The following is a 22,951-nucleotide window of genomic DNA, read 5'->3' on the forward strand; positions in this document are numbered from 1 at the left end:
TCGAATGGCGGCATGTGCGCGGTGCGAATGCATGAGGACGAAGTGGACATCGACGTCTCGGTCGTCGGCCGGCTGATCGCGGGACAATTCCCGCGCTGGGCGGGGCTGCCCCTGCGGCGCGTGGAGTCCTCCGGGACGGAGAACGCCTTGTTCCGCCTCGGCGCGGACAAGGTCGTACGGCTCCCCCGGCATCCCCGCGCCGTCGAGGGCATCACGCACGAACTGCGCTGGCTGCCCCGGCTGGCATCCGGGCTGCCCACCGCAGCTCCCGAACCCCTGGGGCGGGGTGAGCCCGGCGAGGACTTCCCGTGGCCCTGGGCGGTGTACGGCTGGCTGGACGGTCGCAACCCGGTGCCCGGCTCGCTGGAGGCACCCGGGCTGCTGGCCGAGGACCTGGGGGCGTACGTCACCGCCCTGCGCCGGATCGACGCGGCGGAGGGCCCCATCGGGTACCGGGGCGTGCCCCTGGCGGCCCGGGACCGGTTCGTGCGTGAGGCGCTCGCGCAGCTGGCGGGGCGGATCGACACCGCTGCGGTGACGGACCTGTGGGAGCAGGCCCTGCGCGCCCCGGAGTACGCCGGGCCGCCGGTCTGGGCGCACGGCGATCTGATGGCCGGGAACCTGCTGGTCAAGGACGGACGGCTGACGGCGGTGATCGATTACGGCACGGTGGGGGTGGGCGATCCCGCTGTCGACCTCATCAGCGCCTGGTGTGTGCTGCCCGCCGAGGTCCGCGGCGCCTTCCGCGAGGGCGTGGGCGCGGACGAGGCCCAGTGGGCGCGAGGCCGGGGCTGGGCCCTGTCGATCGCGATCATCGCGCTCCCGTACTACTGGGACACCAACCCTCCTGTCGCGGAGAACTCGCGGCATGTGATCAAGGAGATCCTGGCCGAGTCCCGGTAGGGGCAGAAAGGAAAGGGTTTCCTGCCCCTGTCGGGGGTGCGTCATTCGCCCGCGTACGCCTTCTCCAGGGTCGCGATGTCGAACTTGCTCATCGCCATGAACGCCTCGGTCACCCGGGCCGCCTTCGCCGGGTCCGGGTCGGTGATCATGTCGTCGAGCCGGTCGGGGATGACCTGCCAGGACACGCCGTACCGGTCCTTGAGCCAGCCGCACGGGCCGGGCTCGCCGCCGTTCTCGGTGAGCCTGGCCCAGTAGTAGTCGATCTCCTCCTGGTTTTCGCAGGTGATCACGAAGGAGACCGCCTCGGTGAACTTGAACTGGGGGCCGCCGTTGAGTCCGAGGAACTTGTGGCCGTTGGCCGTGAATTCGACGGTCATCACGCCGCCGGCGGGCTGGGGCGCTCCCTCGGGATAGCGGGCGATCTTTCCGATGCTGGAGTTCTTGAAGACCGAGACGTAGAAGTGGGCGGCCTCCTCGGCCTGGCCGTCGAACCAGAGACACGTGGTGAAACCGTCGGACGCCATGAGTACCTCCTGGAGCGGTGGATCGCTGTCATCTGTGTCGACCGGTCCACGCCGGGAAACTCATCGGCCGGGCGGGTGATCATTTCGCCGGGACGGCATCACGGCCCGCGGCGGGTGCTTCGCGGCGATGGAGGAGCCCGACCTGCTGGTCCGTGATGTGCGGGCGTTCTTCCGGGAGTTGCGCGAGAAGAGCTGCGGCCGGCCGTACGCGGGGCGCTCTGCCGGGAGCGGATCTGCCGAGGGCAGAGAAACGGTCTGCGGACATCGTCCGAGGTCAAGAGTGGAGTCGACGGCACATCCGCGGTACGTCCGCGGCCCTTCTGCCACGACGAGGAGAACCTATGGCTCCGTTCACGACACTCGCCCCGCGGGCGGAGGAGGGCGACACCCCTCCGACCCGGTTCGACGACCATCTGGCCGCCCAGCTGCTCGCGCAGCGCATCGTGCTGCTGGGCACCCAGGTGGACGAGGTCTCCGCGAACCGGGTCTGCGCCCAGTTGCTGATCCTGTCCGCGGAGGACCCGCGCACCGACATCAGCCTGTACATCAACAGCCCCGGCGGCTCGGTGCACGCGGGCCTGGCCATCTACGACACGATGCGGCTGATCCCCAACGACGTCTCCACCCTGGCCATGGGCTTCGCCGCCAGCATGGGTCAGTTCCTGCTCTGCGTCGGCACGCCGGGCAAGCGCTACTCCCTGCCGAACGCGCGCGTCATGATGCACCAGCCGTCGGGGGGCATCGGCGGCACCACCGCCGACATCGAGATCCAGGCGGAGAACCTGGAGTTCACCAAGCGGACCATCGAACGGATCACCGCCGAGCACACCGGACAGACCCCGGAGACCATCTCCCGGGACGGCGACCGGGACCGCTGGTTCACGGCCGAGGAGGCCAGGGAGTACGGCATGGTGGACCGGGTCCTGGAGTCCCTCGCGGACATCCGCCCGGCGGCCACCCGGCGCAGGATGGGGCTTCAGTGATGGGTACGTACACGATTCCGAACGTCGTCGAGCGCACCCCGCAGGGCGAGCGGTCCTACGACGTGTTCAGCCGGCTGCTGTCCGAGCGGATCATCTTCCTCGGCACCGAGATCGACGACGGCGTCGCCAACGTCGTCATCGCGCAACTGCTCCATCTGGAGTCGTCGTCCCCGGAGAGCGAGATCTCGATCTACCTCAACTCCCCCGGCGGCTCGTTCACTTCGCTCATGGCCATCTACGACACCATGACGTACGTGCAGGCGCCGATCTCGACGTTCTGCGTCGGGCAGGCGGCCTCCACGGCGGCCGTGCTGCTGGCCGGCGGCGATGCCGGGCGGCGGTTCGTGCTGGAGCACGCGCGCGTGCTGCTGGGGCAGCCGGCCGCGGGCGGGGCGCGCGGTGCGGCGTCCGACCTGTCGCTCCAGGCCAAGGAGATGGTGCGGATCCGCTCGCAGGTGGAAGAGGTGCTGTCCCGGCACACCCACCACGACGTGGCGACCCTGCGGGCCGACATGGACCGCGACAAGGTGTTCACCGCGCAGGAGGCGGTGGGCTACGGACTGGCCGACGAGGTGCTCGGCCGGCGCCCCGTGCGGGTCTGAGGCGCCGGCCGGCCCACGGGCTCAGGCGGCCATGCACAGACCCTCGGACGACGAGGGGGAGGACGCCGTACGGCGACTGCCGCCCGAGTACCGCGAGGTGACGCGGACCAGTTCGCCCTGCGCCCTCGACAGCAGGTCGCCGAGGCTCAGTCCGAGGGCGTGGGCGGCGGCCGCGAGGACCTCCGAGGAGGCCTCCTTGCGGCCGCGCTCCACCTCCGAGAGGTACGGCATGGAGATCCGCGCCTCGTCCGCGACGTCCTTCAAGGTCCGCTCCTGCGCGAGACGTTCGCGCCGCAGGACGTCGCCGACCAGGTGACGCCACAAGGGCTCCTTCACGGCGGGAGCCGGTGGCCCCTGGCGTGGCGGAGCGGTGGCCGGACGGGCGGCCTGAGGGCGCGCGCCGGGCGGGCGAAGGGGGATGACGCGGGCTTCGTTCGGCACGTGGTTGCTCACTTCTCCAGCCTAGGAGGCGTGGTCGTCAGGGGAAGGGGCCGGCATTCCGCCCTGGGTGGAATCGCCGAACGGGACGGCGGGCAGGCGGCGTTGGGAGATCCTGACTCCTCTGCACCAGGTGTGCTCGACGGCCCCGGCCGCCGCACGCCACCGAATTCTCCGCCGTTCGGAGGATCGCCGGGCATGTGCGGCGGATAACCGGGTACCCGCAACCCGGAGGGACCTAGGCAGATGTCCGTTCCGACGTTCAGGGGAGAGGTAATGGAGACCGCCGTGATCCGGTCGCAGGCACAGGTCGTCGAAGAGAACGCGGAGGCCGGCACGGGTGACGGAGCACTGCCGGGAGTCGTGGACCCGCGGTCCGTGGCCCCGCGGGACGCCAGGCAGCTGTCCCGCCAGTTCTTCCAGCGCCTGACGGAACTCGAAGAGGGCACGCACGAGTACCAGTACGCGCGCAACACCCTGATCGAGATGAACATGTCGCTCGTGCGGTTCGCGGCCGGCCGGTTCCGTGGCCGCGGCGACGACATGGAGGACATCGTCCAGACCGGCATGATCGGCCTGATCAAGGCCATCGACCGGTTCGAGCTGTCGCGCGAGGTCGAGTTCACCTCCTTCGCGCTGCCGTACATCGTCGGTGAGATCAAGCGGTTCTTCCGGGACACGACGTGGGCGGTGCACGTGCCGCGGCGGCTTCAGGAGCTGCGCGTGGAGCTGGCCAAGGCCCGCGAGGAGCTCGCCAGCCGGCTGGACCGCGAGCCCACGGTCACCGAGCTGGCCACGCTGATGAACATCTCCGAGAAGGAGGTCGTCGAGGGCCAGATCGCCGCGAACGGGTACAACTCGTCGTCGCTGGACGCCGCGCTCACCGGCGACGGCCCGGAGGGCGGCGAAGCGGTCCTGGCCGACTTCATCGGCGTGGAGGAGGACGGGCTGCGGCTCGTCGAGGACTTCCACTCGCTCGCCCCGCTGATGGCGGAGCTCAGCGAGCGCGACCGGCAGATCCTCCACATGCGGTTCGTGGAGGAGGCCACCCAGGCGGAGATCGGGGAGCGGCTGGGCTGCTCCCAGATGCACGTCTCCCGCCTGATCAAGCGGATCATCATGCGACTGCGCGAGGGCATGCTGGGCGAGCTGGGCTGCGCCTGACGCGGCCGCGGACCAGCGGGTGCCGTCCCCACACGCGGGAGTGGGACGGCACCCGCCACTGTGTTGTCGGCTCCGGGATTCCGGGGCTCTCCCCCGGGCGGTTCAAGCAGCGTTTGCGGACGGCTCAGTCATCGGTTTCGTCGGTGAGCGGCAGCACGGCGCGTACCCGTTTGCCCACCGGCACCCGCTCCACGCTGACCTGCTCCGCCAGCGCGTGGACGATCTCCAGGCCGTGGCGCCCGACGCGCTCGGGGTTGCGGGGGAAGATGCGGGGCAGTGCGGAGCTGCTGTCGTAGACCGACACGGTCACCGCGGTGTCCGTGCCGACGAGCTCCAGGATGTACGGCCCATCGCTGTGCCGGTCCGCGTTGGTGACGAGCTCGCTCACGACGAGCTGCACAGCGCCGTCGGTCCGGTTGTCGATGCGCGCGCACCACTCGGTCCTGAGCTGGTCGAGGAAGAGCGCGGCGAAGGACCGCGCCTCGGCGATGCAGCCCTGCTCGCCGGTGTAGTGTGCCGCCCGCCTCAGCGGTTCCACGGGCACGTCGAAACCAGTCGGTATCACTGCCCCGTCCAGGTGGTCGATCATGCGTTTCTCTCTGGGAAGCCGGACTGGCCGGACACTCTGCACAGAGCTCGTACCCCGAGCCCGGCTTCGCAGTCCTGACAGGTCTTCGGCCCGTCCGGTGCCCTGGGCATTGTCCCCCGTCCGCGGGGCACCCGGTAGGAATCGGGACCGGCCGAGGGCGGCCGGTCCGGATCGCCGGAGGTGCGCGGTGGTCTGGTGGATGTGGCTGGTCGTGGTGGTGGTGGCGCTCGCCGCCGTCGCCGTGGTGGCGCTCGCCGTGCAGGCCGGCCAGCGCTCGGGGACGGTCATCGCGGTCCGGCGCCGGCCCGGCGGGAAGGGCGAGCGATGAACGAGCTGATGGCGGCACGCAGCCTGACGACCCTGCCGGTGGTCACCCTGGGCGGCGAGGCCGTCGCGCAGGTCAAGGACACCGTCTTCGACGCCGCCGCCGGGCGTGTCACCGGCTTCACGCTCAGCGGCCGGGGGCTGCTGTCGGGCCCGCTGAAGCTGAGCCTGCCCTGGGCGGCCGTGCACTCGCTGGGCCATGACGCGGTCATGATCGTCGACGCCGGCGCCCTGGCGGACACGCCCGTCGTGGTGGCACGCCGGGAGGCCCAGCAGGGCCGGGTGCTGCACGCCAAGGTGCTGACCGACGAGGGCGCCGAGGTCGGGACGGTGCTCGACGTGGTCGTCGAGGGCGGCACGAGCGGCCGGGTCGTGGGCTTCCGGATCGCCGCGGGCAAGGCGCTGGTGCAGGGCTCCAGGCGGCGTCGGCACCGGGTGTACGTGCCGCGCGGCGAGACGCTCGCGGTCTCCGGCCGGGCGCTGGTGATCCCGGCGGACGCCACCCGCTACGTGGCCGACGACCTGCCGTCCTTCGCCGCCCGGGTCGGCGCCTTCCACGAGGGGCGGGAGGGGACGCCGCCATGATGCTGTTCTCGCAGGCGCGGGGGCTGCCGGTTTTGACGCTGACCGATGCGGAAGAGATCGGCGTCCTGAAGTCCCTGACGGTCGACGCCCCGTCCGGGGTGGTCACCCACGTCCGGGTGCGCGGCAGGCACTCCCGCAAGGAGTCCGTGCTGGCCTGGGGCGCCCTGCACGCCATCGGTCCGGACGCCGTGCTCGTCCGCTCGGCCGCCGCCCCCTTCGAGGTGCCGCCGCACCACGAGCTGCCGGGCCTGAGGATCCTCGCCGAAACGGGCGACGAGCTCGGCACAGTCCAGGATGTCGTGTTCGAGCCGGAGACCGGCCGCGTCGAGGCGGTCCGCACCGCACACGGCGACCTGCCGGCCGATCGCCTGCTCGGCCTCGGCGCCTACGCCCTGGTGGTCCGTTCCGGGTGAGCCGGGGCGGAGTCGGGCCGGGTCAGGAGGCCGGGGGCTGGTCCGTCGTGCCGTTGCCGGTGTCGCTCCCGGTGCCGTTCCCCGTGTCGTTCCCCGTGTCGTTTCCGGGCGGAGGCTGCGGCGGCTCCGACGTCGGCGGCTCGCTCGTCGGCGGCTCCGACGACGTCCCCGGATCCGATGTCGGCGGTTCGCTCGTGGGAGGCTCCGACGAGGTCGGGTCGGACGGTGACGTCGGTGTGGTGACGCTCACCGACGGAGAGGGCTTGTCGGGCTTCTCGGTCTTGCGGTCCTTCGTGCCGATGTCGCCCTTGTGGCGCTCGAACCACTCGCCGTCGGGCTCGTACATGACGAAGACGTCGACCGGCTTCGGAGCGGGCGTGACCGCGACGACGTTCGAGGGCTTGTACCCCGGCCACGCGTCGCCGGTCGTCTTGGGCGCGCTCTGCTGGGCGACCGGCGCGGCCAGCGGGTTGCCGCACGCGCAGCGCACCCGGGGCACGCCGCGGTCGTCGACGAGGACGGCCGTGCCGGACTGGAGGACGGCCTGGTAGCTGGTCGCGCGGCCGTCGCTGTAACCGTGGTTGGTGACGCGGGTGTCCATGCGCAGCACCACGGGCGTCAGCGAGCGCAGGTAGGCGGGAACGTCGGGCGGGTCGACGCGGGCGACGGAGGCGAACGCCCGCTGCTTGTCCGGCGCCCCCTCGAAGAAGGTGATCTGCTTCTCCACGTCGCAGCTGGCCACGTTGCGCGTGCCCCCGTAGAGGCCGGGCGCTCCGCCCTGGACGCCCTGTACGGCGTTCTGCGTGGCCAGCTCGGTGGGCGAGGGCGAGACCGGTGAGGCCGAGCTCTCCTTCGCCGTGGACTCGGTGAACGGGTCCGGGCCGGTGTCGGCCGCGGGCTGGAGGAAGACCTCGCCCTCGGAGGTACTGGTACCGCCGTCGGAAGCGCCGGTGCCGCCGCCGTCGGACCGGGTGAACACCACGGCCAGGATCACCGCGACCACGACGGAGGTGGCGATCAGCGCGACGCGGGGTACCGATCCCCACCACGGGCGGCGGGGCTCCGGCGCCTGCCCTCCCCCGCTCGGCGGCTCGGGAGGCGGCCCTCCTCCCGGCGGCGGCTGGGAGGGACCCGACAGCGGGCCCGAAGGAGGTCCGGTGGGGCGGCCGGACGACGGCGGTTCGACGCTCACGAGCTCTTCTTCCGCGTGGGTTCTCTGCGGCCTTCTCGCACCTGCGATGATTCGTACCGGTGTATACCGCTTTTTCCACTACGAGTTCATTGTGTGCTCGGGTCCCGTACGGCTCGCAAGCCGACGCGGACGGACCTCCCGACGGGCGTCCGGCGCGGGTGCTGCTTAGCGTGGCACCGTGAGTTCGCGCACCTCCTCCGGCCAGGGACGTACCGGCGAGCGGGCCGTCGCCCGCCACGGCTGGGCGCATGCTCTCCTCACCGTGCTCGGCGGGCTGCTCGCCATGGCGGCGGTGTCCGCTCTGGGGCTGTGGGCGGCCGGGGCGGCGGATCTCCCGGACGGCGCGTTCGCACCGGTCGTCATGGCGACTGTGGTCACCGCCGTCGGGGGTGCCGTGAAGCTTTCCGGGAGTGCCGGAGACCTCGCCGAAACGCAGGCGGGCCTGACCGTCATCCCGCTGTCCGTCACGCTCACCGGGGCGCTGGTGATCGCCTGGGGTTTCCTGCGGCCTCTGCGGCACCGCGCGGTGGCCGGTGCCGCCGAGCTGGCCGGCTGGGCCGCCAGGATCGCGGTCCTGTGGTTGCTCGCGCTGATCGGCCTGACGCTGGCCGCCCGCCACACGTTCGACATCTCCCTCGGGAACGACGCGCTGGGCGAACTCGGCGATCTGTTCGGCGCCTCCCCGGAGATCGGGTTCACCACCGACGTTCCGCTGTCCGTGTTCCTCGGCGTGGTGTGGCTGGCCGGTGTGCTGGTGCTGGCCCTGCTGGTGTCGCGCGGCGCCCCGTTGCCGGCCCGGCTGCTGCGCTTCCAGACATCGGTGCGGCCGGCCGCGTACGCGATGGTCGCGCTGCTGCTCGCCTACGTCGTCATCGGCGTGGTCGTCGCCCTGGTCGTCGCGGCGACCAAGGGGCACGCGGCGGAGACGTTCGCCGTGATCCTGCTCGGCATGCCCAACCTGGTCTGGCTGGCGATGACGATCGGCCTCGGCGCCACCTGGAACGGCCGGGTGGAGGGGCCGTTCGGGCTGCCCATGCCGCATGTGCTCGACGAGGTGCTGCGCACCCCTGACATCGCCGAGCTGAACCTGCGGACGTTCTCCGAGCACGACGGCAGGATGTGGTGGCTGCTGGTCGTGGACTTGGTGCTGCTGATCGCCGCCGCGTTCGTGACGGCGGCCCGGTCACCGGCCCGGGTCCGCGCCTGGCAGCACGCCGTGCACATGGCGGTCGCGCTCGTGCTCACGGTGTTCATGATCTGCCTGGTCGGGCGCATCTCCGCGCACTTCGGCCTGTCCGTGCTCGGCATCGGCGACCTGGGCGGCGGCCTCGCGGGCGAGTTGTTCCTCAGACCCCGGCTGTGGGGAGCCGTGGGCCTGGCCGTCCCGTGGGGGCTGCTGACCGGATTCACGGGGGCGCTGCTCGCACGGCACGTACGGCGGCGGGGTGAGGTGCGCGCCGAGCGGGCGGGCTGACACACACCGACTGCCCTGCGGCCGCTGCGCCACGCCCGCTGCTCTACGCCCGCTCGAGGAAGACCGGTTGGGCCCAGCGCGGGGGCGGCTTCGGGCGCTCCTCCCCCGGTTGCCGGCCCGCCCGGGCGGGGACTGCCCCGGTGACGACCCCGCCACCGGCCACCGCGGCGCGCAGCGCGGCGACGAAGTCGAGGCAGGACGGGTACCGGTCGTCGGGTCGCTTGGCGAGGCCCTTGGCGAACACCGGGTCCACCTGTGGTGGGAGTTCGGGGCGGGCCTCGGTCAGCGGGGGCGGGTCGTCGTACTGGTGGGCCCACAGCAGGGCCATGTCGTCGTCCCGGAGGAAGGGCGGGTGGCCGGCGAGGATCTCGTAGACGACGCAGGCGAGGCCGTACACGTCGCAGCGGGCGTCGACCGGGCGGCCCGAGATCTGCTCCGGGGCGACGTAGTCGAGGGTGCCGACGAACTGGCCGACCGTGGTGAAGCCGGTGAGCGACAGCGACTTCTTCGTCAGGCCGAAGTCGGTGAGGTAGACGTGCTCGGGGTGGTCGCTGTCGGTGCCGTGGGAGACCAGGATGTTGCCGGGCTTGACGTCCCGGTGCACCAGGCCGTGTTCGTGCGCCGCGTCGAGCGCGGAGGCGACCTGGGCGGCGACGCGTACGGCGGTGGCGGGCGGCAACGGACCCTCCCGGTCCAGGAGATGACGCAGGTCGCTGCCTGCGACGAAGCGCATCGCGATGTACAGCACTCCGTCCGTCTCGCCGGCCTCGAAGACCGGCACGATGTGCGGGTGGTCGATCGCGGCGGCGGCCCGGGACTCGTGGGTGAAGCGGCGCCGGAAGGTGTCGTTGCGGGCGAGTTCCGGGGCGAGCAGCTTGAGCGCGACGGTACGCTCCAGACGCAGGTCCCGGGCCCGGTAGACCACGGCCATGCCGCCGCGCCCGATCTCCTGCTCGATCCGGTACCCGGCGATCTGCTGCCCGACCAGCTCGGAGGGCCGCCCCGAGAACAGACTCGTCTCGCGGTTCAACGGGTGTCACCCCCGGGCGACACGATCCGGGTGGGCTCGTTCCCGACGACCCGCGTGGGCGAGGCCTCGGCCGGACGATCCGCCTCCTTGTCCGACGCCGGTGCGCCGTCCCCCTCGGGGGACACGACCCGGGTGGGCGGCGGCTCGGGAGGCGCGCCCCTCGTCGGCTCAGGCGCCTCGGGAGGCATGGTCCGAGGGGACTCGGGGGCCTCGCGAGGCACGCTCCGAGGGAGCTCGGGCGCCTCGGGAGACACGACCCGCGTCGACTCCGCAGCCTCCGGCGACACCACTCGGGTCGGCTGCGCAGCCTCGGAAGGCTCGACCCGAGGGTGTTCCGACGCCTCAGGAGACACCACGCGCGTCGCCTCCGCAGCGTCAGAAAGCTCGGCCCGAGGGGGCTCGGACGCCTCGCGCGATACCAGTCGCGTCGGCTCCGCAACCTCCGATGACACCACCCTCGTCGGCTCAGCGACCTCGGAAGGCTCGCCCCGACGTGACTCAGACGCCTCGGGCGACACCACCGCCGTGGGAGCGGAATCTCCGCGTGGCACGATCCGGGAGCGCTCGGCAGCCTCAGCAGGCTCGACCGGGCTCGGCTGTACAACCTCCGGCGACGCCATCCTCCTCGGCTCAGCAGCCGCAGCCGACACGACCCGCGTCGGCTCGGGGGCCCCGGGCGGCACGACCCGCGTCGCCTCGGCAGCCCCCGGCGACACAACCCGCGTCGCCTCGACAGCCCCCGGCGACACAACCCGCGTCGCCTCGACAGCCCCCGGCGACACAACCCGCGTCGCCTCGACAGCCCCCGGCGACACAACCCGCGTCGCCTCGACAGCCCTCGGCGGAACGACCCGCGTCGGCTCCGCAGCCTCGCGAGAGACGGATGCCGGAGGCTCAGGCGGTACAACCCGCGTGGGCGGCGCCTCGGTCGGCGGGGCGGGCTGTTCGGCCGGGCTCGGTCGGTCGGCCCGGGGTGTCGTCCCGACGGCCTCCGCGGGCACGACCCGGGTAGGGGTGCGTGCCGGGGCCGGGGGCTCGGACGGACGGGGCTCCGGGTGCGCACGGGGGGTGTCGTCCGTCGCGTACGTGTTCGCCCGGGTGCCGTCGGCGTACACCCAGTGCCCGTGGGCGGCGTCGTAGAGCCACACGGACTCGCCGTCGACGACGACGCCGATCCGCAGCCCGTGGGTGCGGGTGTGGAAGGACTCCCGGTCCAGCCCGCCCGCGAGATCCTCGACCGCGGACCGGTAGCGCGCCAGGGCTTCTTGCGCACGGGCCAGCAGTGGGCGCGGGTCGGCACTGCGGGCGAGCGGCCCTTCCGCGGCAGGCGGGTCCTGCGGCACGGTGACCAGGCGGCGGCCGTCGACCCAGGCCGACCAGCCGTTGAAGCAGAGCACGTGCCCCCAGTCGCCCTGCCGCTCCAGCAGTTGCACCGGCAGCAGGGGGTCCAGGTCCACCGTGGGCCGGGACGGGTCGGGGGCCTCCCAGGCGGGCATCCCGTTCTGCGGGACCACGTGCGTGGGCCGGAATCCAGGAGTCGTCACAGGCGCTCCCTACTTCCGCATCACGGCCGGTTCGTGGCGGCGCAGCAGCCGGGACACCAGGAAGCCGAAGAGCGCCGACAGGACGATCAGCATCCCGACGTCGAGCAGCCAGGTGCCCGCCGAGTGCTCGAACAGAGGGTCCTTCGTAAGATCGTCGGGCACGATCCGGGACAGCCCGACCGTGCCGGCCATCGCGGCCAGGGCCCAGCGCGCCGGCACCAGCCAGCCCAGTTGCTCCAGCCCGGGCACACCGTCCAGCTTCAGCAGGGCACCGCAGAAGACGACCTGGACGATGGCGATGAGCACGAGCAGCGGCATCGTCACCTCCTCCTTGCGCACCAGCGCGGAGATGAACAGGCCGAGCATCATGGCCGTGAACGCCAGCAGGGCGACGGCGACCGCGATCTCCACCAGGGGCGGCATCAGCACGCCTTCACCACCGGGCGCGTTGAGGTCCACGCCGAGCAGGGCGACCAGGGTCAGCACCACCGCCTGGAGCACGGTGATGACACCCAGGACGACGACCTTGGACATCAGGTACGCCGATCTGGACAGGCCCACCGCCCGCTCACGCTGGTAGATCACCCGTTCCTTGACGAGTTCGCGCACGGCGTTGGCGGCCCCGGTCAGCACCGCACCGACGCACAGGATGAGCAGGGCGTTCATCGCCGTGTCCTGCGTCAGCTTGCCGCCCGCCAGGGCCCGCGCCATCACGCCCATCACGAACGGCAGGGCGATCATGATGATCAGGAAGGTGCGGTCGGCGCTGAGCGCGGCCGCGTACCGCCGCACCAGTGTGCTGAGCTGGGCGGCCCTGCTGCGGGGCCGGGGCGGCGGGGTGATGACGACGGGCTCGGAACGGGGCTGTCGCGGCTGGGCCGTGGCGTCGGCGACGTACCGGCCGTGGAAGGGCGAGGTGCTGTAGTCGCCGGCCCAGTCCCGGTCGGCGTCCCGGTCGAAGGCCTCGAAGGCCTCCGGCCACTGCTCGAAACCGAAGTAGGCCAGGGCGTCCTCGGGCGGCCCGTAGTAGGCGATCTTCCCGCCGGGCGCGAGCACGAGGAGCCGGTCGCACACGTCCAGGCTGAGGACGCTGTGGGTGACCACGATGACGGTCCTGCCGTCGTCGGCGAGGCCGCGCAGCATGTGCATCACCGAGCGGTCCATGCCGGGGTCGAGCCCTGAGGTCGGCTCGTCGAGGAACAGCAGCGACGGCTTCGTCAGCAGCTCCAGGGCCACGCTGACGCGCTTGCGCTGGCCGCCGGACAGGCTGTGCACGTGTTGGTCGGCGCGCTGTTCCAGGCCCAGTTCGCGGATCACCTCGTCGACCCGGGCACGTCGTTCGGCCTTGGCGGTGTCCTGCGGGAAGCGCAGCTCGGCGGCGTAGGAGAGGGCTTTGCGGACGGTCAGCTGGGCGTGCAGGATGTCGTCCTGCGGGACGAGGCCGATGCGCTGGCGCAGCTCGGCGTAGTCCCGGTAGAGGTCGCGGCCGTCGTAGAGGACGGTGCCGTGGTCGGCGGGCCGCTGGCCGGTGAGGGCGTTGAGGAGCGTGGACTTCCCGGCGCCGCTCGGGCCGACGACGGCGAGCAGGCACTTCTCCCCCACGGGGAACGACACGTGGTCGAGCAGCGTCTTGCGGCCGCGGTCGACGGTCACCGCGAGGTCCTGCACGTCGAGGGAGACCTCACCGGTGTCGACGTACTCCTGGAGCTGGTCGCCGACGAGGCAGAACGCCGAGTGGCCGATGCCGACGATGTCGCCCTGGCCGACCGCGGCGCTGGTGACGGGGCTGCCGTTGAGGTACGTGCCGTTGTGGCTGCCGAGGTCGGTGATCTCGTAGGTCCCGTCGGGCAGGGTGCGCAGTTCGGCGTGCCGGCGTGAGACCACCAGGTCGTCGATGACCAGGTCGTTGTCGGTGGCGCGGCCGATGCGGACGGCGCGGGCGGGCAGCGGCCGTACGGTCGTGGGCTGCCGGTAGGTGCCCGTCATGGCCGGCATGGAGACGGCCGAGGGGCGCTCCGGGACCGGTGCGGGGCGGCCCGTCAGGATCACGCGCGGTCCGTCGGCCGGGTTGCCGAGGCGGATGACGCTGCCGGGGCCGACGTCCCACTCGTGGATGCGGCGGCCGTCGGCGTAGGTGCCGTTGGTGCTGTCCTCGTCCTCGATGGTCCAGTGCCCGTCGTCGGGCCGCAGCACCGCGTGGTGCCAGGAGACCCGGTCGTCGTCGATGACGATGTCACTCAAGGGATCGCGTCCGACGCGGTAGTCGCGGCCCGGAATCATCACTGTGGAGCCCGTCTCGGTCTCCAGGACGAGCTCTGGTGCTACCGACGACTGCGCCATGACCAAGATTCTACCGATTTGCCTGATGTGTGACTCGGCGAGCCGCTCAGGCCACGGGAACGCCCAGGACGCGAGCGGCCCGCTGCATCCGCAGGGCGTCCACGGACTCGGCGAGCAGTTCGTACTCGGTGGTGTCGTCACGGGTGGCGATGCGCACCAGCCGTCCGGCCGCCAACTCCTCGGCGACCCGCTCCTGCTGAGCGGGATCGGCGCACCAGGCGCGCAGCAGGGTGGGCACGTCGGGCACGGTCTCGGCGACCGGCACGAGCGCGCCCGGCGGTAAGTGCTCGGCGTCGGGCCGGGGGTCGAGGCGCTGGGCGATCCAGGAGGCGCGGTCGCGCAGCCACCAGAGGGCGAGGGCGAGGGTGGGTGCGCGGTAGGTGCCCAGGGGGACTCCGATGCGGCGGCCGTCGCAGACTCCGTACGCGGTGACATGGCACAGAAACTCGTCGTGCACGTGACCCTCCCCCGTTGCCCTGCCCGCCTGCCCGGATTTTCCTGCCCTGCGGCTCGCGTGCTGTGCGTGAGGGCGCCGTCGCTCGAGGTGAAGCGCTCTCGCTGGTCAGTATGTTCACTACTGAAACAGTGTCACCATGCCTTTCCGGCCACTCTCCTGGCATATTCACACGCCGAGTTGGCCGAAACGCTGCGGGCGGTCGCCAGGGGGCATGACTCCGGAGGTAATCGACGGCCCCGCCGGGGCCGGGCAGGGTGGTCCGTGCCGGTTCGCCGCGAGCGGTGATCCGGGACCTGACCAGCAGAGACGACCTTTCGGAGGCTGATCGCCCATGTCCGCACCCGCCCACCGCTACGAGGACGCCGTCGCCCGCTACTTCGAGGCCTGGAACGCCGAGGACCCGGCGGCACGGGCGAAGGCGGTCGCCGCTGCCTGGACGGAGGACGGCGGCTATACCGACCCCCTGGCCGACGTCCGCGGCCATGAGCAGATCGCCGCGTTGATCGCGGCGGCCCGTCAGCAGTTCCCGGGCTTGGTGTTCCGGCTCGCCGGCGCCGTCGACGGGCACCACCACATCGCGCGCTTCTCGTGGGAGCTGGTGAGCGAGACCGACGGCTCGGCGCCCGTGGCCGGGTCGGACGTGATCACCCTGGACGAGCAGGGCCGGATCAGGGCCGTGCTCGGCTTTCTGGACCGGGTGCCCGCCGGGGCAGCCTGAGGCCGGCGATGAGTTTCCCGGTGTCCGGGGGTCTGGTGTGTGAGAGGCGACCGAACACCGGAGGACACGATGGCCACGACCGGAAAACTGGACGCGGAATTCACCGCGGTCCTGCGCAAGAGCCCCGCCGAGGGCGGCTGGACCTATCTGGTCTGGCCCCGGTCCGTCGAGTTCTTCGGCACCCGCGGCCTGGTCAAGGTCCGCGGGACGATCGACGGGCACCCCTTCCGCAGCTCGTTCATGGCACTGGGCGACGGCACGCACAAGCTGCCCGTGAAGGCCGACGTCCGCAAGGCCATCGGCAAGGAGGAGGGCGACACGGTGACGGTGCGCCTGGAGGAGCGGATCGGTTCCTAGGAATCCTGGAGCCTGTCCCGGGGGCGGTCGCCGCCCCCGGGAAGGCGGGGCACGGCTACTGCTTGACGATCGCGTCGATACGGGCCAGCTCGTCCGCGTCGAAGTCCAGGTTGCCGATGGCCCCGACGCTGTCCTCCAGCTGCTGCGGGCTGCTCGCGCCGACCAGCGCGGAGGTGACCCGGCCGCCGCGCAGCACCCAGGCCAGCGCCATCTGGGCGAGGGTCTGGCCGCGTGTCTTGGCGATGTCGTTCAGGTCGCGCAGCCGGCCCACCAGCTCCTCGGTGACCGCGTCGGAGTTCAGGAAGGGGCTGTCGCTCGCGGCCCGGGAGCCCTCCGGGATGCCGTCGAGGTAGCGGGCGGAGAGCAGGCCCTGCTCCAGCGGGGAGAAGACGATGGAACCGACCTGGAGCTCGTCGAGGGCGTCCAGCAGGCCCTCGTCCTCGGGGCGGCGGTCCAGCATCGAGTAGCGCGGCTGGTGGATGAGGAGCGGGGTGCCCAGCTCGCCCAGGATGCGGGCGGCCTCGCGGGTCTGCTCCGCGGAGTAGTTGGAGATGCCGACGTACAGCGCCTTGCCCTGCTGCACCGCCGAGTGCAGCGCGCCCATCGTCTCCTCCAGCGGAGTCTCCGGGTCGGGGCGGTGCGAGTAGAAGATGTCGACGTAGTCCAGGCCCATCCGCCTCAGGCTCTGGTCCAGCGAGGACAGCACGTACTTGCGCGAACCCCATTCGCCGTACGGGCCCGGCCACATCAGATAGCCGGCCTTGGTCGAGATGACCAGCTCGTCGCGGTAGGCCGCGAAGTCCGACTTCAGGAACTCGCCCAGCGCGGACTCGGCGGCGCCGGGCGGCGGGCCGTAGTTGTTGGCGAGGTCGAAGTGGGTGACGCCGAGGTCGAAGGCGCGGCGCAGGATGGCGCGCTGCGTCTCGACCGGCCGGTCCGGGCCGAAGTTGTGCCACAGGCCGAGCGAGAGCGCGGGGAGCTTCAGGCCGCTGCGTCCGGTGCGCCGGTAGGGCATGTCCGCGTAGCGGTCGGGGTGTGCGGTGTACAACGCGACTCCAGAGGGGTTGGCTCGGTCGGGAGGAAACCGGTGTCCACTCTGTCGTGACCTGCTCCCATGCGTCCAACAGAAGAATCCGATGGAATTCAGCGGCTACGCTTCTCAGTCATGGAACTGCGCCACTTGCAGCACTTCGTCGCGGTCGCCGAGGACCAGCACTTCACCCGGGCGGCGGAGCGGCTCCTGGTGTCCCAGTCCGGCCTGTCGGCCTCGATCCGGGCGCTGGAGCGGGAGCTCCAGACGCCACTGTTCGTGCGCACGACCCGCCGGGTGACGCTCACCCCGGCCGGGCGGGCGCTGCTCGGTGAGGCGGAGCGGATCCTGGCGCAGGTGCGGGCTGCCCACGAGGCGGTGGCGGCGGTGCAGGGCGTACTGCGCGGCATGCTCGCGCTCGGCAGCGAGCAGTGCATCGCCGGGGTGCATCTCGCGGGACTGCTCGCCACTTTCCGGCACCGGCATCCGGACGTGGAGATCTGTCTGCGGCAGGCAGGGTCGGGCGCGCTCGCGGAGGACGTCGCGGCCGGGCGGCTCGACCTGGCGTTCGCCGTGCGGACGCAGGCGGACAGCGACCAGCTGCGGTCGGTGCCGTTGACCAGCGAGCCGATGACGCTGCTGTGCCACGCCAGTCACCGGCTCGCCGCGGCCGGTGCGGCCGTCACGCCGGAGGAGCTGGGCGGGGAGGTGTTCGTCGACTTCCACCCGGACTGGGGGCCGCGCCGCACCACCGACACAGTGTTCGCCGCCGCGGGCGTACGGCGGACCGTGGCCCTGGAGGTGAACGACGTGCACACCCTGCTCGACCTGGTCGACGAGAACCTCGGCGTCGCCGTCGTGCCGCGGCACTTCGCGCACAAACGGGCCTCCCTGACCGCGCTGCCGGTGAAGGGCACCGGCGAGGCGGTCTACGAGACGGTGGCCCTGCTGCCGCCCCGGCAGGCCACCAGCCCGGCGGCCCGGGCGCTGATGGCGCTGCTGGAGGCCTCGGGGGCCTCGCCCGGAACCGCCACAGGCGCGTCAGCGGGGACCACGGGCGCGTCGCCGGGGACCGCAGGCGTGCAAGCCGAGACCAGTGGCGTGTGAACCGGGACGCACGAGACGCGGTGATGCGCGATGGTGGAGCCATGCATGCGAAGGACATCCTCATCGACGGCTACAACCGCATCCGGGAAGAAGTCCACGCCACCGTGGAGGGCCTCGGGCCCGACGAACTGAGCGCCCGCCCCTCCCCCGACACCAACTCCATCGCCTGGCTGGTCTGGCACCTCACGCGCGTCCAGGACGACCACGTCGCCGACGCCTTCGAGCTCGACCAGGTGTGGCTGTCCCAGGACTGGGAGAAACGCTTCGGCCTCGGTCTGCCCCGTCACGACACGGGCTACGGCCACAGCCCCGCGAAGGTCGCCAAGGTCCGGGTCGACTCCGGCGACCTGCTGACCGGCTACCACGACGCGGTGCACGCGCAGACCCTCGACGCGCTGCGCGGCCTTGCGGCCAAGGATCTGGAGCGCGTCGTCGACGAACGCTGGGACCCGCCGGTCACCCTGGGCGTACGGCTGGTCAGCGTCCTGTCCGACGATCTCCAGCACATCGGACAGGCCGCCTACCTGCGAGGACTCCTTCAGAGCGCGGCCTCGTAGCCGGGCAGGACCACGTCCCGGATGAGCGCGTTCCGCTCGTCGAACGGGAGGAACGCGCTCTTCAGGGCATTCACCGTGACCGTGCGCAGGTCCTCGACGGTCCAGCCCGCCTGCTCGGCCAGCAGGGACATCTCACGGGTCATCGTGGTGCCCGACACGAGCCGGTTGTCGGTGTTCAGGGTGACGCGGAAGCCGAGGTCCTTCAGCGCGGTGATCGGGTGCTCGGCGATGGAGCTCGCGGCACCGGTCTGGAGGTTGGAGGTCGGGCACATCTCCAGGGCGACACGCCGGTCCCGCACCCAGCCCGCGAGACGGCCGAGCTTGCCCGCGGCGAGGTCGGGGATGTCGTCGGTGATGCGCACGCCGTGCCCGATGCGCTGGGCGCCGCACACCTGAAGCGCCTGGTGGATGCTGGGCAGGCCGTGCGCTTCACCGGCGTGGATGGTGAACGGCACGTTCTCGCGGCGCAGGTGCTCGAAGGCCTCGAGGTGGTCGGCGGGCGGGAAGCCGTCCTCGGCGCCGGCGATGTCGAAGCCGACGACACCGGCGTCCCGGAACGCCACGACCAGGTCGGCGATCTCCCGGCTGCGGTCGAACATCCGCATCCCGCACAGCAGCGTCCCGACCCGCACGGGCGTGCCCGCGGCCGCCGCCTTGGCCATGCCGGCCGCGAGCCCCTCCTGCACGGTCTCGACGACCTCGAGCAGGGCCAGCCCGCCCTTCACCATCAGCTCCGGGGCGTAGCGCACCTCGCCGTAGACGACACCGTCCGCGGCGAGGTCGAGCACGTACTCCTCGGCGGTGCGCAGCAGGCCCTCGCGGGTCTGCATCACGGCGAGGGTGTGCTCGAAGGTGGCTATGTAGCGCACCAGGTCGCCGGAGTTCGCGGCCTCGTAGTACCAGGCGGCGAGTTCGGCGGGGTCGGTGGTGGGCAGGGTGTGGCCGACCGCGTCCGCGAGCTCCACCACGGTGGCGGGGCGCAGGCCGCCGTCGAGGTGGTCGTGCAGCACGGCCTTGGGCAGCCGGCGGAGGGTGTCGGTGTCGATGCGGGGCGCGGTCATGTGCGTGTTCCTCGGGAGGTGCGTTCTAGTCGGGTGTTCAATCGGTGGCGGGCTGGAGCAGGTCCCAGCGGTTGCCGTACAGGTCCTGGAAGACGGCGACGGTTCCGTACGGCTCGTGCCGCGGCTCCTCCAGGAACGTGACGCCCGCGGCGGTCATCCGGGCGTGGTCCCGGGCGAAGTCGTCGGTGTGCAGGAAGAACCCGACCCGTCCGCCGGTCTGGTCCCCGACCCGGCCGGCCTGCGTCTCCCCCTCGGCACGGGCGAGCAGCAGACCGCTGCCGGCGCCCGGAGTCCCGGGTTCGACGACGACCCAGCGCGACCCGCCGGGCCGGGGAGTGTCCTCGGCGAGCCGGAACCCGAGAGCCTCGGTGTAGAAGCGGATCGCCTCGTCGTAGTCGCCGACGACGAGGGTGACCAGGGCGATACGTCGCATCAGGGCCTTTCGGAGCGTGTGGTTGACGGGTGAGGTTATACGTAACACGCATGGGGCGCAAACAGCGCGAGAAGAGTTCTGTACCTACTAGTATGTACACTCACGGGGAAATCACCCTGCGACTCCGGGGAGACCCATGCCCTTCGTCCGCATAGACACGCTCCGGGCCGGCCCCGAGCGACTCGCCGCACTCGGCCGCGCCGTCCACGACGCCCTCGTCGAAACGATCGGCATCCCACCCGACGACCGCTTCCAGGTCCTGGTGGACCACGACGGCGCGAGCAGCACCCTCCGCTACGACGACTACCTCGGCGTGCGCCGCGACGACGGCATCGCGTACGTCGCGATCACGCTGCGCTCCGGTCGCACGCCCGCGCGGAAGCAGGCGCTGTACCGGAGGATCGCCGAGCTCGCGCACGCCTACGCCGGCACGGAACCGCGGAACGTGTTCATCGTCCTGACGGAGAACGGACCGGCCGACTGGTCGCTCGGAGAGGGGCGGGCGCAGTACCTGGGCGCCCCGCGGGCCTAGGTCCACGGTCTACGCCCTCAGCCCGAGGCGGTCCGCCCGGCTACCCATTAGCGTCCGGGGCATGAAGATCACCGAGCCACCCCGCATGCCCGAGCAGCGCAAGGCGGACCTCCTGCACCGTCTGGAGCGGGAGATCGACATCTGGGTCGCCACGGCGGACACCGAAGGCATGCCGTGCCTGGTTCCGCTCTGGTTCGTGTGGCACGACCAGGCCGTGTGGCTGTGCACACGGCTGACCAATCCCACGGGCCGCAATCTGCGGGACGGCCGACGGGCCCGGCTGGCCTTGGGGGACACCCGGGACGTCGTGCTCGTCGACGGTGACGTGGAGACGTTCACGACCCCGGAGGTGCCGTCGAAGGCGGCCGAGGCGTTCCGCGCGAAGACCGGCTGGGATCCGCGCGAGGACCACGCGTCGTACGCGTTCTTCCGGGTGCGGCCGAGCGCGGTGCAGGCGTGGTGCGAGGAGCACGAGCTGCCGCGCCGGCATCTCATGCGGGACGGTGCCTGGGTGGTCTGACCGGTCAACCGGCCTTTCGGCGCGGCGCGTTCAGCCGGTCCAGTTCCCCGTCCGTGAGGCGGATGGCGCCCGCCGCCACGTTCTCCACGAGGTGGTCGGGGTTGCCGGTGCCGGGGATGGCGAGCACATGCGGGCCCTGGTGCAGGGTCCAGGCGATGCGGATCTGCGCGGGGCTCGCGCCGTGGGCGCGGGCCACGGCGCGCACCTCCTCGTCATGGGTGGTGCTGGCGCCGCGCTCACCGCCCTCGCCGGCGACGGCGTAGAACGGCACGAACGCGATGCCCTGTTCGCCGCAGATCCGCAGCAGTTCGTCGGTGGCGGGGTCGGGGCGGTCGAGGGCGTACCGGTTCTGCACGCAGACCACCGGCGCGATGGCCTGCGCCTCGGCGAGGTGGCGGGGCTCGACGTTGGAGATCCCCAGGTGGCGTATCAGGCCCGCCTCGCGCAGTTCGGCGAGGGCGCCGAAGTGCTCGGCGATCGAGTCGTAGGAAGGCATCCGGCGCAGGTTGACCACGTCCAGGTGGTCGCGGCCGAGCTGGCGCAGGTTCTCCTCGACGTGGGCGCGCAGGTCCTCGGGGCGGGCCGAGGTGCCCCACTCCCCCGACCAGGTCCGGTACGGGCCCACCTTGGTGACGATGACCAGGTCGTCGGGGTACGGCGCCAGCGCGCTGTTGATGAGTTCGTTGGCGGAGCGCAGCGACGAGAAGTAGAAGGCGGCCGTGTCGATGTGGTTCACGCCCAGGTCGATCGCCTCGCGCAGAACGGCGATCGACCGGTCGCGGTCACTCGGAGCGCCGAGATGGAAGGCGGCGCTGCCCGTCAGCCGCATCGCGCCGAAGCCGAGGCGGTGGACGGGCAGGTCGCCGAGTTTCCAGGTCCCCGCGGCGTCCGCAGTGATCGTCTGTGAGCTCATCGGTGGAGTCTCACACAGGCCTCGCCGTCAGCAGTAGAGGTTTCCGCCGGGTGACGTTCCGAGGATCTGCGTGAACCGCTGGTAGTTGTTCACACGGCTCTGCACCTGCGCCGGGTTCTTGCCGTCGCACTCCAGGGAGCCGTTGATGCTGCGGATGGTCTGGCCGAATCCGGCGCCGTTCACCATGGCGTTGTGCGGGGTCATGGTGCCGGGGCCGGTCTGGGTGTTCCAGTACCACAGGGCCGTCTTCCAGGCGACGGCCGCGTCGTTCTGGACCAGCCAGGGGTTGTTCAGCAGGTCGATGCCGAGCGCGTCGCCCGCGGCCTTGTAGTTGAAGTTCCAGCTGAGCTGGATCGGGCCGCGCCCGTAGTAGGCGGCCTGGCCGGCCGGACAGCCGTAGGGGCGGCTCCAGTCGCAGTAGTGCGGGTAGTTGGCGGTGTTCTGCTCCACCACGTGGACCAAACCGCCGGTCTCGTGGCTGACGTTGGCGAGGAAAGCGGCGGCTTCCTGCTTCTTCACCGTGTCGCTGCCGGTGTTGGCGAAACCGGGGTAGGCGCTCAGGGCCGCGGTGAGACCGCTGTAGGTGTAGAAGCGATTCCGGTTCGGGAACATCTGGTTGAACTGCGCCTCGGTCACGACGAAGCGCGCGTCGGGTGTGCCCGGACCGCTGTCGCAGGCGTAGGGCTCCCAGTACCAGGTGCTGATGGTCGGGTCGTAGCCCGGGTTGGCGTGCTCGGCTATGTACGCCTTGCCGTCGGTGTAGCGAACGATGTCGCCGGCGGCGTACGACTTCCCGGCGACCCAGTTGGGATAGCTGGAGCACGCGGCGGCGGAGGCGCTGGTGGCGGGCAGGAGCACCGGCGCGGTGCCCGCGAGGGCGAGGGCGGCCAGGACGGCGGAGACACGGCGTCTCGACACGGGATCAACTCCTTTGCGGGACACGGCCGCACCCGTCGCGGGCAGGGCGGAGCAGAGCCTTCACCGCACGCACCGGGAGGACCGGTCACGGCGTGGGCGCGGCCGTGGTGGGGGGTTGTCGGAGGCACACTCAACCGCGTTGGTCTGTACCAGTCAAGGGTGTAGACCAGTCATCCGCGCACGGGACCGCTCGGGTGCGCCCGGCGAGGTCGCCGGCCACGTCGAGGGGTGGACCTGGGCGTC

The 22,951-nt window shown here is 71.7% G+C and carries 26 protein-coding genes; 14 read left to right on the forward strand and 12 right to left on the reverse strand.

Annotation, left to right across the window (positions count from 1 at the left end):
* Positions 1–27: 27 nt before the first annotated feature.
* A complete protein-coding gene (locus tag ABFX81_RS39710; protein ID WP_346139452.1) occupies positions 28–903 on the forward strand; it encodes an aminoglycoside phosphotransferase family protein in 876 nt (291 codons plus the stop codon).
* A 41-nt stretch (positions 904–944) separates the two neighbouring features.
* Here the strand turns inward: ABFX81_RS39710 and ABFX81_RS39715 are convergent, their stop codons facing one another.
* Complete coding sequence (locus ABFX81_RS39715) at positions 945–1,427, reverse strand: VOC family protein (protein ID WP_086855004.1); 483 nt, start codon at positions 1,425–1,427, stop codon at positions 945–947.
* 341 nt (positions 1,428–1,768) lie between these two features.
* On the opposite strand from ABFX81_RS39715, the gene ABFX81_RS39720 reads away from it, so the two are divergent.
* Together ABFX81_RS39720 and ABFX81_RS39725 are read left to right on the forward strand one after the other, a co-directional pair.
* A complete protein-coding gene (locus ABFX81_RS39720; protein WP_086855003.1) occupies positions 1,769–2,410 on the forward strand; it encodes an ATP-dependent Clp protease proteolytic subunit in 642 nt (213 codons plus the stop codon).
* Entirely contained in the window at positions 2,410–3,012 is a 603-nt protein-coding gene (locus ABFX81_RS39725; RefSeq protein ID WP_086855002.1) for an ATP-dependent Clp protease proteolytic subunit, read from the forward strand. Before ABFX81_RS39720 ends, ABFX81_RS39725 begins: the two co-directional genes overlap by 1 nt.
* Before the next feature lie 21 nt (positions 3,013–3,033).
* Here ABFX81_RS39725 and ABFX81_RS39730 read toward each other — a convergent pair whose 3' ends face one another.
* Positions 3,034–3,465 (reverse strand): helix-turn-helix domain-containing protein, encoded by a 432-nt coding sequence (locus tag ABFX81_RS39730; RefSeq protein ID WP_086855001.1) that lies wholly within the window; start codon positions 3,463–3,465, stop codon positions 3,034–3,036.
* A gap of 261 nt (positions 3,466–3,726) precedes the next feature.
* Here ABFX81_RS39730 and ABFX81_RS39735 point away from each other — a divergent pair, with 261 nt between their 5' ends.
* Entirely contained in the window at positions 3,727–4,614 is an 888-nt protein-coding gene (locus tag ABFX81_RS39735; RefSeq protein ID WP_086855000.1) for a SigB/SigF/SigG family RNA polymerase sigma factor, read from the forward strand.
* 124 nt (positions 4,615–4,738) lie between these two features.
* Here the strand turns inward: ABFX81_RS39735 and ABFX81_RS39740 are convergent, their stop codons facing one another.
* The gene (locus ABFX81_RS39740; protein WP_086854999.1) at positions 4,739–5,203 is read right to left on the reverse strand and encodes an ATP-binding protein; all 465 of its coding nucleotides are present in this window, start codon (positions 5,201–5,203) and stop codon (positions 4,739–4,741) included.
* A 187-nt stretch (positions 5,204–5,390) separates the two neighbouring features.
* Here ABFX81_RS39740 and ABFX81_RS39745 point away from each other — a divergent pair, with 187 nt between their 5' ends.
* From ABFX81_RS39745 to ABFX81_RS39755, 3 genes are read left to right on the forward strand one after another with little or no spacing between them, the layout of a single operon-like run.
* A complete protein-coding gene (locus tag ABFX81_RS39745) occupies positions 5,391–5,531 on the forward strand; it encodes a hypothetical protein (RefSeq protein ID WP_346139453.1) in 141 nt (46 codons plus the stop codon).
* Entirely contained in the window at positions 5,528–6,112 is a 585-nt protein-coding gene (locus ABFX81_RS39750) for a PRC-barrel domain-containing protein (RefSeq protein ID WP_086854998.1), read from the forward strand. Before ABFX81_RS39745 ends, ABFX81_RS39750 begins: the two co-directional genes overlap by 4 nt.
* Positions 6,109–6,525 (forward strand): PRC-barrel domain-containing protein, encoded by a 417-nt coding sequence (locus tag ABFX81_RS39755; protein WP_086854997.1) that lies wholly within the window; start codon positions 6,109–6,111, stop codon positions 6,523–6,525. The genes ABFX81_RS39750 and ABFX81_RS39755 overlap by 4 nt, the downstream gene beginning before the upstream one ends.
* Positions 6,526–6,547: 22 nt before the next feature.
* On the opposite strand, the gene ABFX81_RS39760 is transcribed toward ABFX81_RS39755, so the two are convergent.
* Positions 6,548–7,717, reverse strand: a complete 1,170-nt coding sequence (locus ABFX81_RS39760; RefSeq protein WP_346139455.1) for a DUF6777 domain-containing protein — start codon at positions 7,715–7,717, stop codon at positions 6,548–6,550.
* Positions 7,718–7,895: 178 nt separating this feature from the next.
* On the opposite strand from ABFX81_RS39760, the gene ABFX81_RS39765 reads away from it, so the two are divergent.
* A complete protein-coding gene (locus tag ABFX81_RS39765; RefSeq protein ID WP_346139456.1) occupies positions 7,896–9,191 on the forward strand; it encodes a streptophobe family protein in 1,296 nt (431 codons plus the stop codon).
* A 43-nt stretch (positions 9,192–9,234) separates the two neighbouring features.
* On the opposite strand, the gene ABFX81_RS39770 is transcribed toward ABFX81_RS39765, so the two are convergent.
* The 3 genes from ABFX81_RS39770 to ABFX81_RS39785 form a co-directional block, all read right to left on the reverse strand.
* On the reverse strand, positions 9,235–10,221 hold the full coding sequence (locus ABFX81_RS39770) for a serine/threonine-protein kinase (RefSeq protein WP_346139457.1): 987 nt from the start codon (positions 10,219–10,221) through the stop codon (positions 9,235–9,237).
* 1,553 nt (positions 10,222–11,774) lie between these two features.
* Positions 11,775–14,105, reverse strand: coding sequence for an FHA domain-containing protein (locus tag ABFX81_RS39780; RefSeq protein WP_086855541.1), 2,331 nt, complete (start codon positions 14,103–14,105; stop codon positions 11,775–11,777).
* A 46-nt stretch (positions 14,106–14,151) separates the two neighbouring features.
* Positions 14,152–14,562 (reverse strand): hypothetical protein, encoded by a 411-nt coding sequence (locus ABFX81_RS39785; RefSeq protein ID WP_086855542.1) that lies wholly within the window; start codon positions 14,560–14,562, stop codon positions 14,152–14,154.
* A gap of 331 nt (positions 14,563–14,893) precedes the next feature.
* Between ABFX81_RS39785 and ABFX81_RS39790 the strand changes: the two genes are divergently transcribed.
* Both ABFX81_RS39790 and ABFX81_RS39795 read left to right on the forward strand, forming a co-directional pair.
* Positions 14,894–15,280 (forward strand): nuclear transport factor 2 family protein, encoded by a 387-nt coding sequence (locus tag ABFX81_RS39790; protein ID WP_086855543.1) that lies wholly within the window; start codon positions 14,894–14,896, stop codon positions 15,278–15,280.
* A 69-nt stretch (positions 15,281–15,349) separates the two neighbouring features.
* Positions 15,350–15,637 (forward strand): DUF1905 domain-containing protein, encoded by a 288-nt coding sequence (locus ABFX81_RS39795; RefSeq protein WP_086604132.1) that lies wholly within the window; start codon positions 15,350–15,352, stop codon positions 15,635–15,637.
* A gap of 55 nt (positions 15,638–15,692) precedes the next feature.
* Here the strand turns inward: ABFX81_RS39795 and mgrA are convergent, their stop codons facing one another.
* Positions 15,693–16,685: an L-glyceraldehyde 3-phosphate reductase gene (gene mgrA / locus ABFX81_RS39800; RefSeq protein ID WP_086855544.1), complete on the reverse strand. Its 993-nt coding sequence runs from the start codon at positions 16,683–16,685 to the stop codon at positions 15,693–15,695.
* Between the two features lie 117 nt (positions 16,686–16,802).
* On the opposite strand from mgrA, the gene ABFX81_RS39805 reads away from it, so the two are divergent.
* Positions 16,803–17,774: a LysR substrate-binding domain-containing protein gene (locus ABFX81_RS39805; protein ID WP_086855545.1), complete on the forward strand. Its 972-nt coding sequence runs from the start codon at positions 16,803–16,805 to the stop codon at positions 17,772–17,774.
* A 41-nt stretch (positions 17,775–17,815) separates the two neighbouring features.
* Positions 17,816–18,331, forward strand: a complete 516-nt coding sequence (locus ABFX81_RS39810) for a mycothiol transferase (RefSeq protein ID WP_346139458.1) — start codon at positions 17,816–17,818, stop codon at positions 18,329–18,331.
* Here the strand turns inward: ABFX81_RS39810 and ABFX81_RS39815 are convergent.
* Both ABFX81_RS39815 and ABFX81_RS39820 read right to left on the reverse strand, forming a co-directional pair.
* The gene (locus ABFX81_RS39815) at positions 18,313–19,392 is read right to left on the reverse strand and encodes an adenosine deaminase (protein WP_086855547.1); all 1,080 of its coding nucleotides are present in this window, start codon (positions 19,390–19,392) and stop codon (positions 18,313–18,315) included. The two genes, ABFX81_RS39810 and ABFX81_RS39815, sit on opposite strands and share 19 nt — an antisense overlap.
* A 37-nt stretch (positions 19,393–19,429) precedes the next feature.
* Positions 19,430–19,825, reverse strand: a complete 396-nt coding sequence (locus tag ABFX81_RS39820; protein WP_086855548.1) for a VOC family protein — start codon at positions 19,823–19,825, stop codon at positions 19,430–19,432.
* 136 nt (positions 19,826–19,961) lie between these two features.
* Here ABFX81_RS39820 and ABFX81_RS39825 point away from each other — a divergent pair, with 136 nt between their 5' ends.
* Both ABFX81_RS39825 and ABFX81_RS39830 read left to right on the forward strand, forming a co-directional pair.
* On the forward strand, positions 19,962–20,357 hold the full coding sequence (locus ABFX81_RS39825) for a tautomerase family protein (RefSeq protein WP_086855549.1): 396 nt from the start codon (positions 19,962–19,964) through the stop codon (positions 20,355–20,357).
* A gap of 61 nt (positions 20,358–20,418) precedes the next feature.
* Complete coding sequence (locus ABFX81_RS39830) at positions 20,419–20,877, forward strand: pyridoxamine 5'-phosphate oxidase family protein (protein ID WP_086855550.1); 459 nt, start codon at positions 20,419–20,421, stop codon at positions 20,875–20,877.
* Between the two features lie 4 nt (positions 20,878–20,881).
* Here ABFX81_RS39830 and ABFX81_RS39835 read toward each other — a convergent pair whose 3' ends face one another.
* Together ABFX81_RS39835 and ABFX81_RS39840 are read right to left on the reverse strand one after the other, a co-directional pair.
* Positions 20,882–21,790, reverse strand: coding sequence for an oxidoreductase (locus ABFX81_RS39835; protein WP_346139459.1), 909 nt, complete (start codon positions 21,788–21,790; stop codon positions 20,882–20,884).
* A gap of 27 nt (positions 21,791–21,817) precedes the next feature.
* The gene (locus ABFX81_RS39840) at positions 21,818–22,708 is read right to left on the reverse strand and encodes a glycoside hydrolase family 19 protein (protein ID WP_086855552.1); all 891 of its coding nucleotides are present in this window, start codon (positions 22,706–22,708) and stop codon (positions 21,818–21,820) included.
* Positions 22,709–22,951 lie beyond the last annotated feature (243 nt).

Origin of the sequence: Streptomyces coeruleofuscus (assembly GCF_039532725.1) — a bacterium.
Classification (GTDB): Bacteria; Actinomycetota; Actinomycetes; order Streptomycetales; family Streptomycetaceae; genus Streptomyces; species Streptomyces coeruleofuscus.

Coding starts and splice junctions, on each gene's coding strand:
- ABFX81_RS39710 (WP_346139452.1), top strand. CDS start 28: ATGCATGAGGACGAAGTGGACATCGACGTCTCGGTCGTCGGCCGGCTG.
- ABFX81_RS39715 (WP_086855004.1), bottom strand. CDS start 1,427: ATGGCGTCCGACGGTTTCACCACGTGTCTCTGGTTCGACGGCCAGGCC.
- ABFX81_RS39720 (WP_086855003.1), top strand. CDS start 1,769: ATGGCTCCGTTCACGACACTCGCCCCGCGGGCGGAGGAGGGCGACACC.
- ABFX81_RS39725 (WP_086855002.1), top strand. CDS start 2,410: ATGGGTACGTACACGATTCCGAACGTCGTCGAGCGCACCCCGCAGGGC.
- ABFX81_RS39735 (WP_086855000.1), top strand. CDS start 3,727: ATGGAGACCGCCGTGATCCGGTCGCAGGCACAGGTCGTCGAAGAGAAC.
- ABFX81_RS39740 (WP_086854999.1), bottom strand. CDS start 5,203: ATGATCGACCACCTGGACGGGGCAGTGATACCGACTGGTTTCGACGTG.
- ABFX81_RS39750 (WP_086854998.1), top strand. CDS start 5,528: ATGAACGAGCTGATGGCGGCACGCAGCCTGACGACCCTGCCGGTGGTC.
- ABFX81_RS39755 (WP_086854997.1), top strand. CDS start 6,109: ATGATGCTGTTCTCGCAGGCGCGGGGGCTGCCGGTTTTGACGCTGACC.
- ABFX81_RS39780 (WP_086855541.1), bottom strand. CDS start 14,105: ATGGCGCAGTCGTCGGTAGCACCAGAGCTCGTCCTGGAGACCGAGACG.
- ABFX81_RS39790 (WP_086855543.1), top strand. CDS start 14,894: ATGTCCGCACCCGCCCACCGCTACGAGGACGCCGTCGCCCGCTACTTC.
- ABFX81_RS39795 (WP_086604132.1), top strand. CDS start 15,350: ATGGCCACGACCGGAAAACTGGACGCGGAATTCACCGCGGTCCTGCGC.
- ABFX81_RS39805 (WP_086855545.1), top strand. CDS start 16,803: ATGGAACTGCGCCACTTGCAGCACTTCGTCGCGGTCGCCGAGGACCAG.
- ABFX81_RS39810 (WP_346139458.1), top strand. CDS start 17,816: ATGCATGCGAAGGACATCCTCATCGACGGCTACAACCGCATCCGGGAA.
- ABFX81_RS39815 (WP_086855547.1), bottom strand. CDS start 19,392: ATGACCGCGCCCCGCATCGACACCGACACCCTCCGCCGGCTGCCCAAG.
- ABFX81_RS39820 (WP_086855548.1), bottom strand. CDS start 19,825: ATGCGACGTATCGCCCTGGTCACCCTCGTCGTCGGCGACTACGACGAG.
- ABFX81_RS39825 (WP_086855549.1), top strand. CDS start 19,962: ATGCCCTTCGTCCGCATAGACACGCTCCGGGCCGGCCCCGAGCGACTC.
- ABFX81_RS39830 (WP_086855550.1), top strand. CDS start 20,419: ATGAAGATCACCGAGCCACCCCGCATGCCCGAGCAGCGCAAGGCGGAC.
- ABFX81_RS39835 (WP_346139459.1), bottom strand. CDS start 21,790: ATGAGCTCACAGACGATCACTGCGGACGCCGCGGGGACCTGGAAACTC.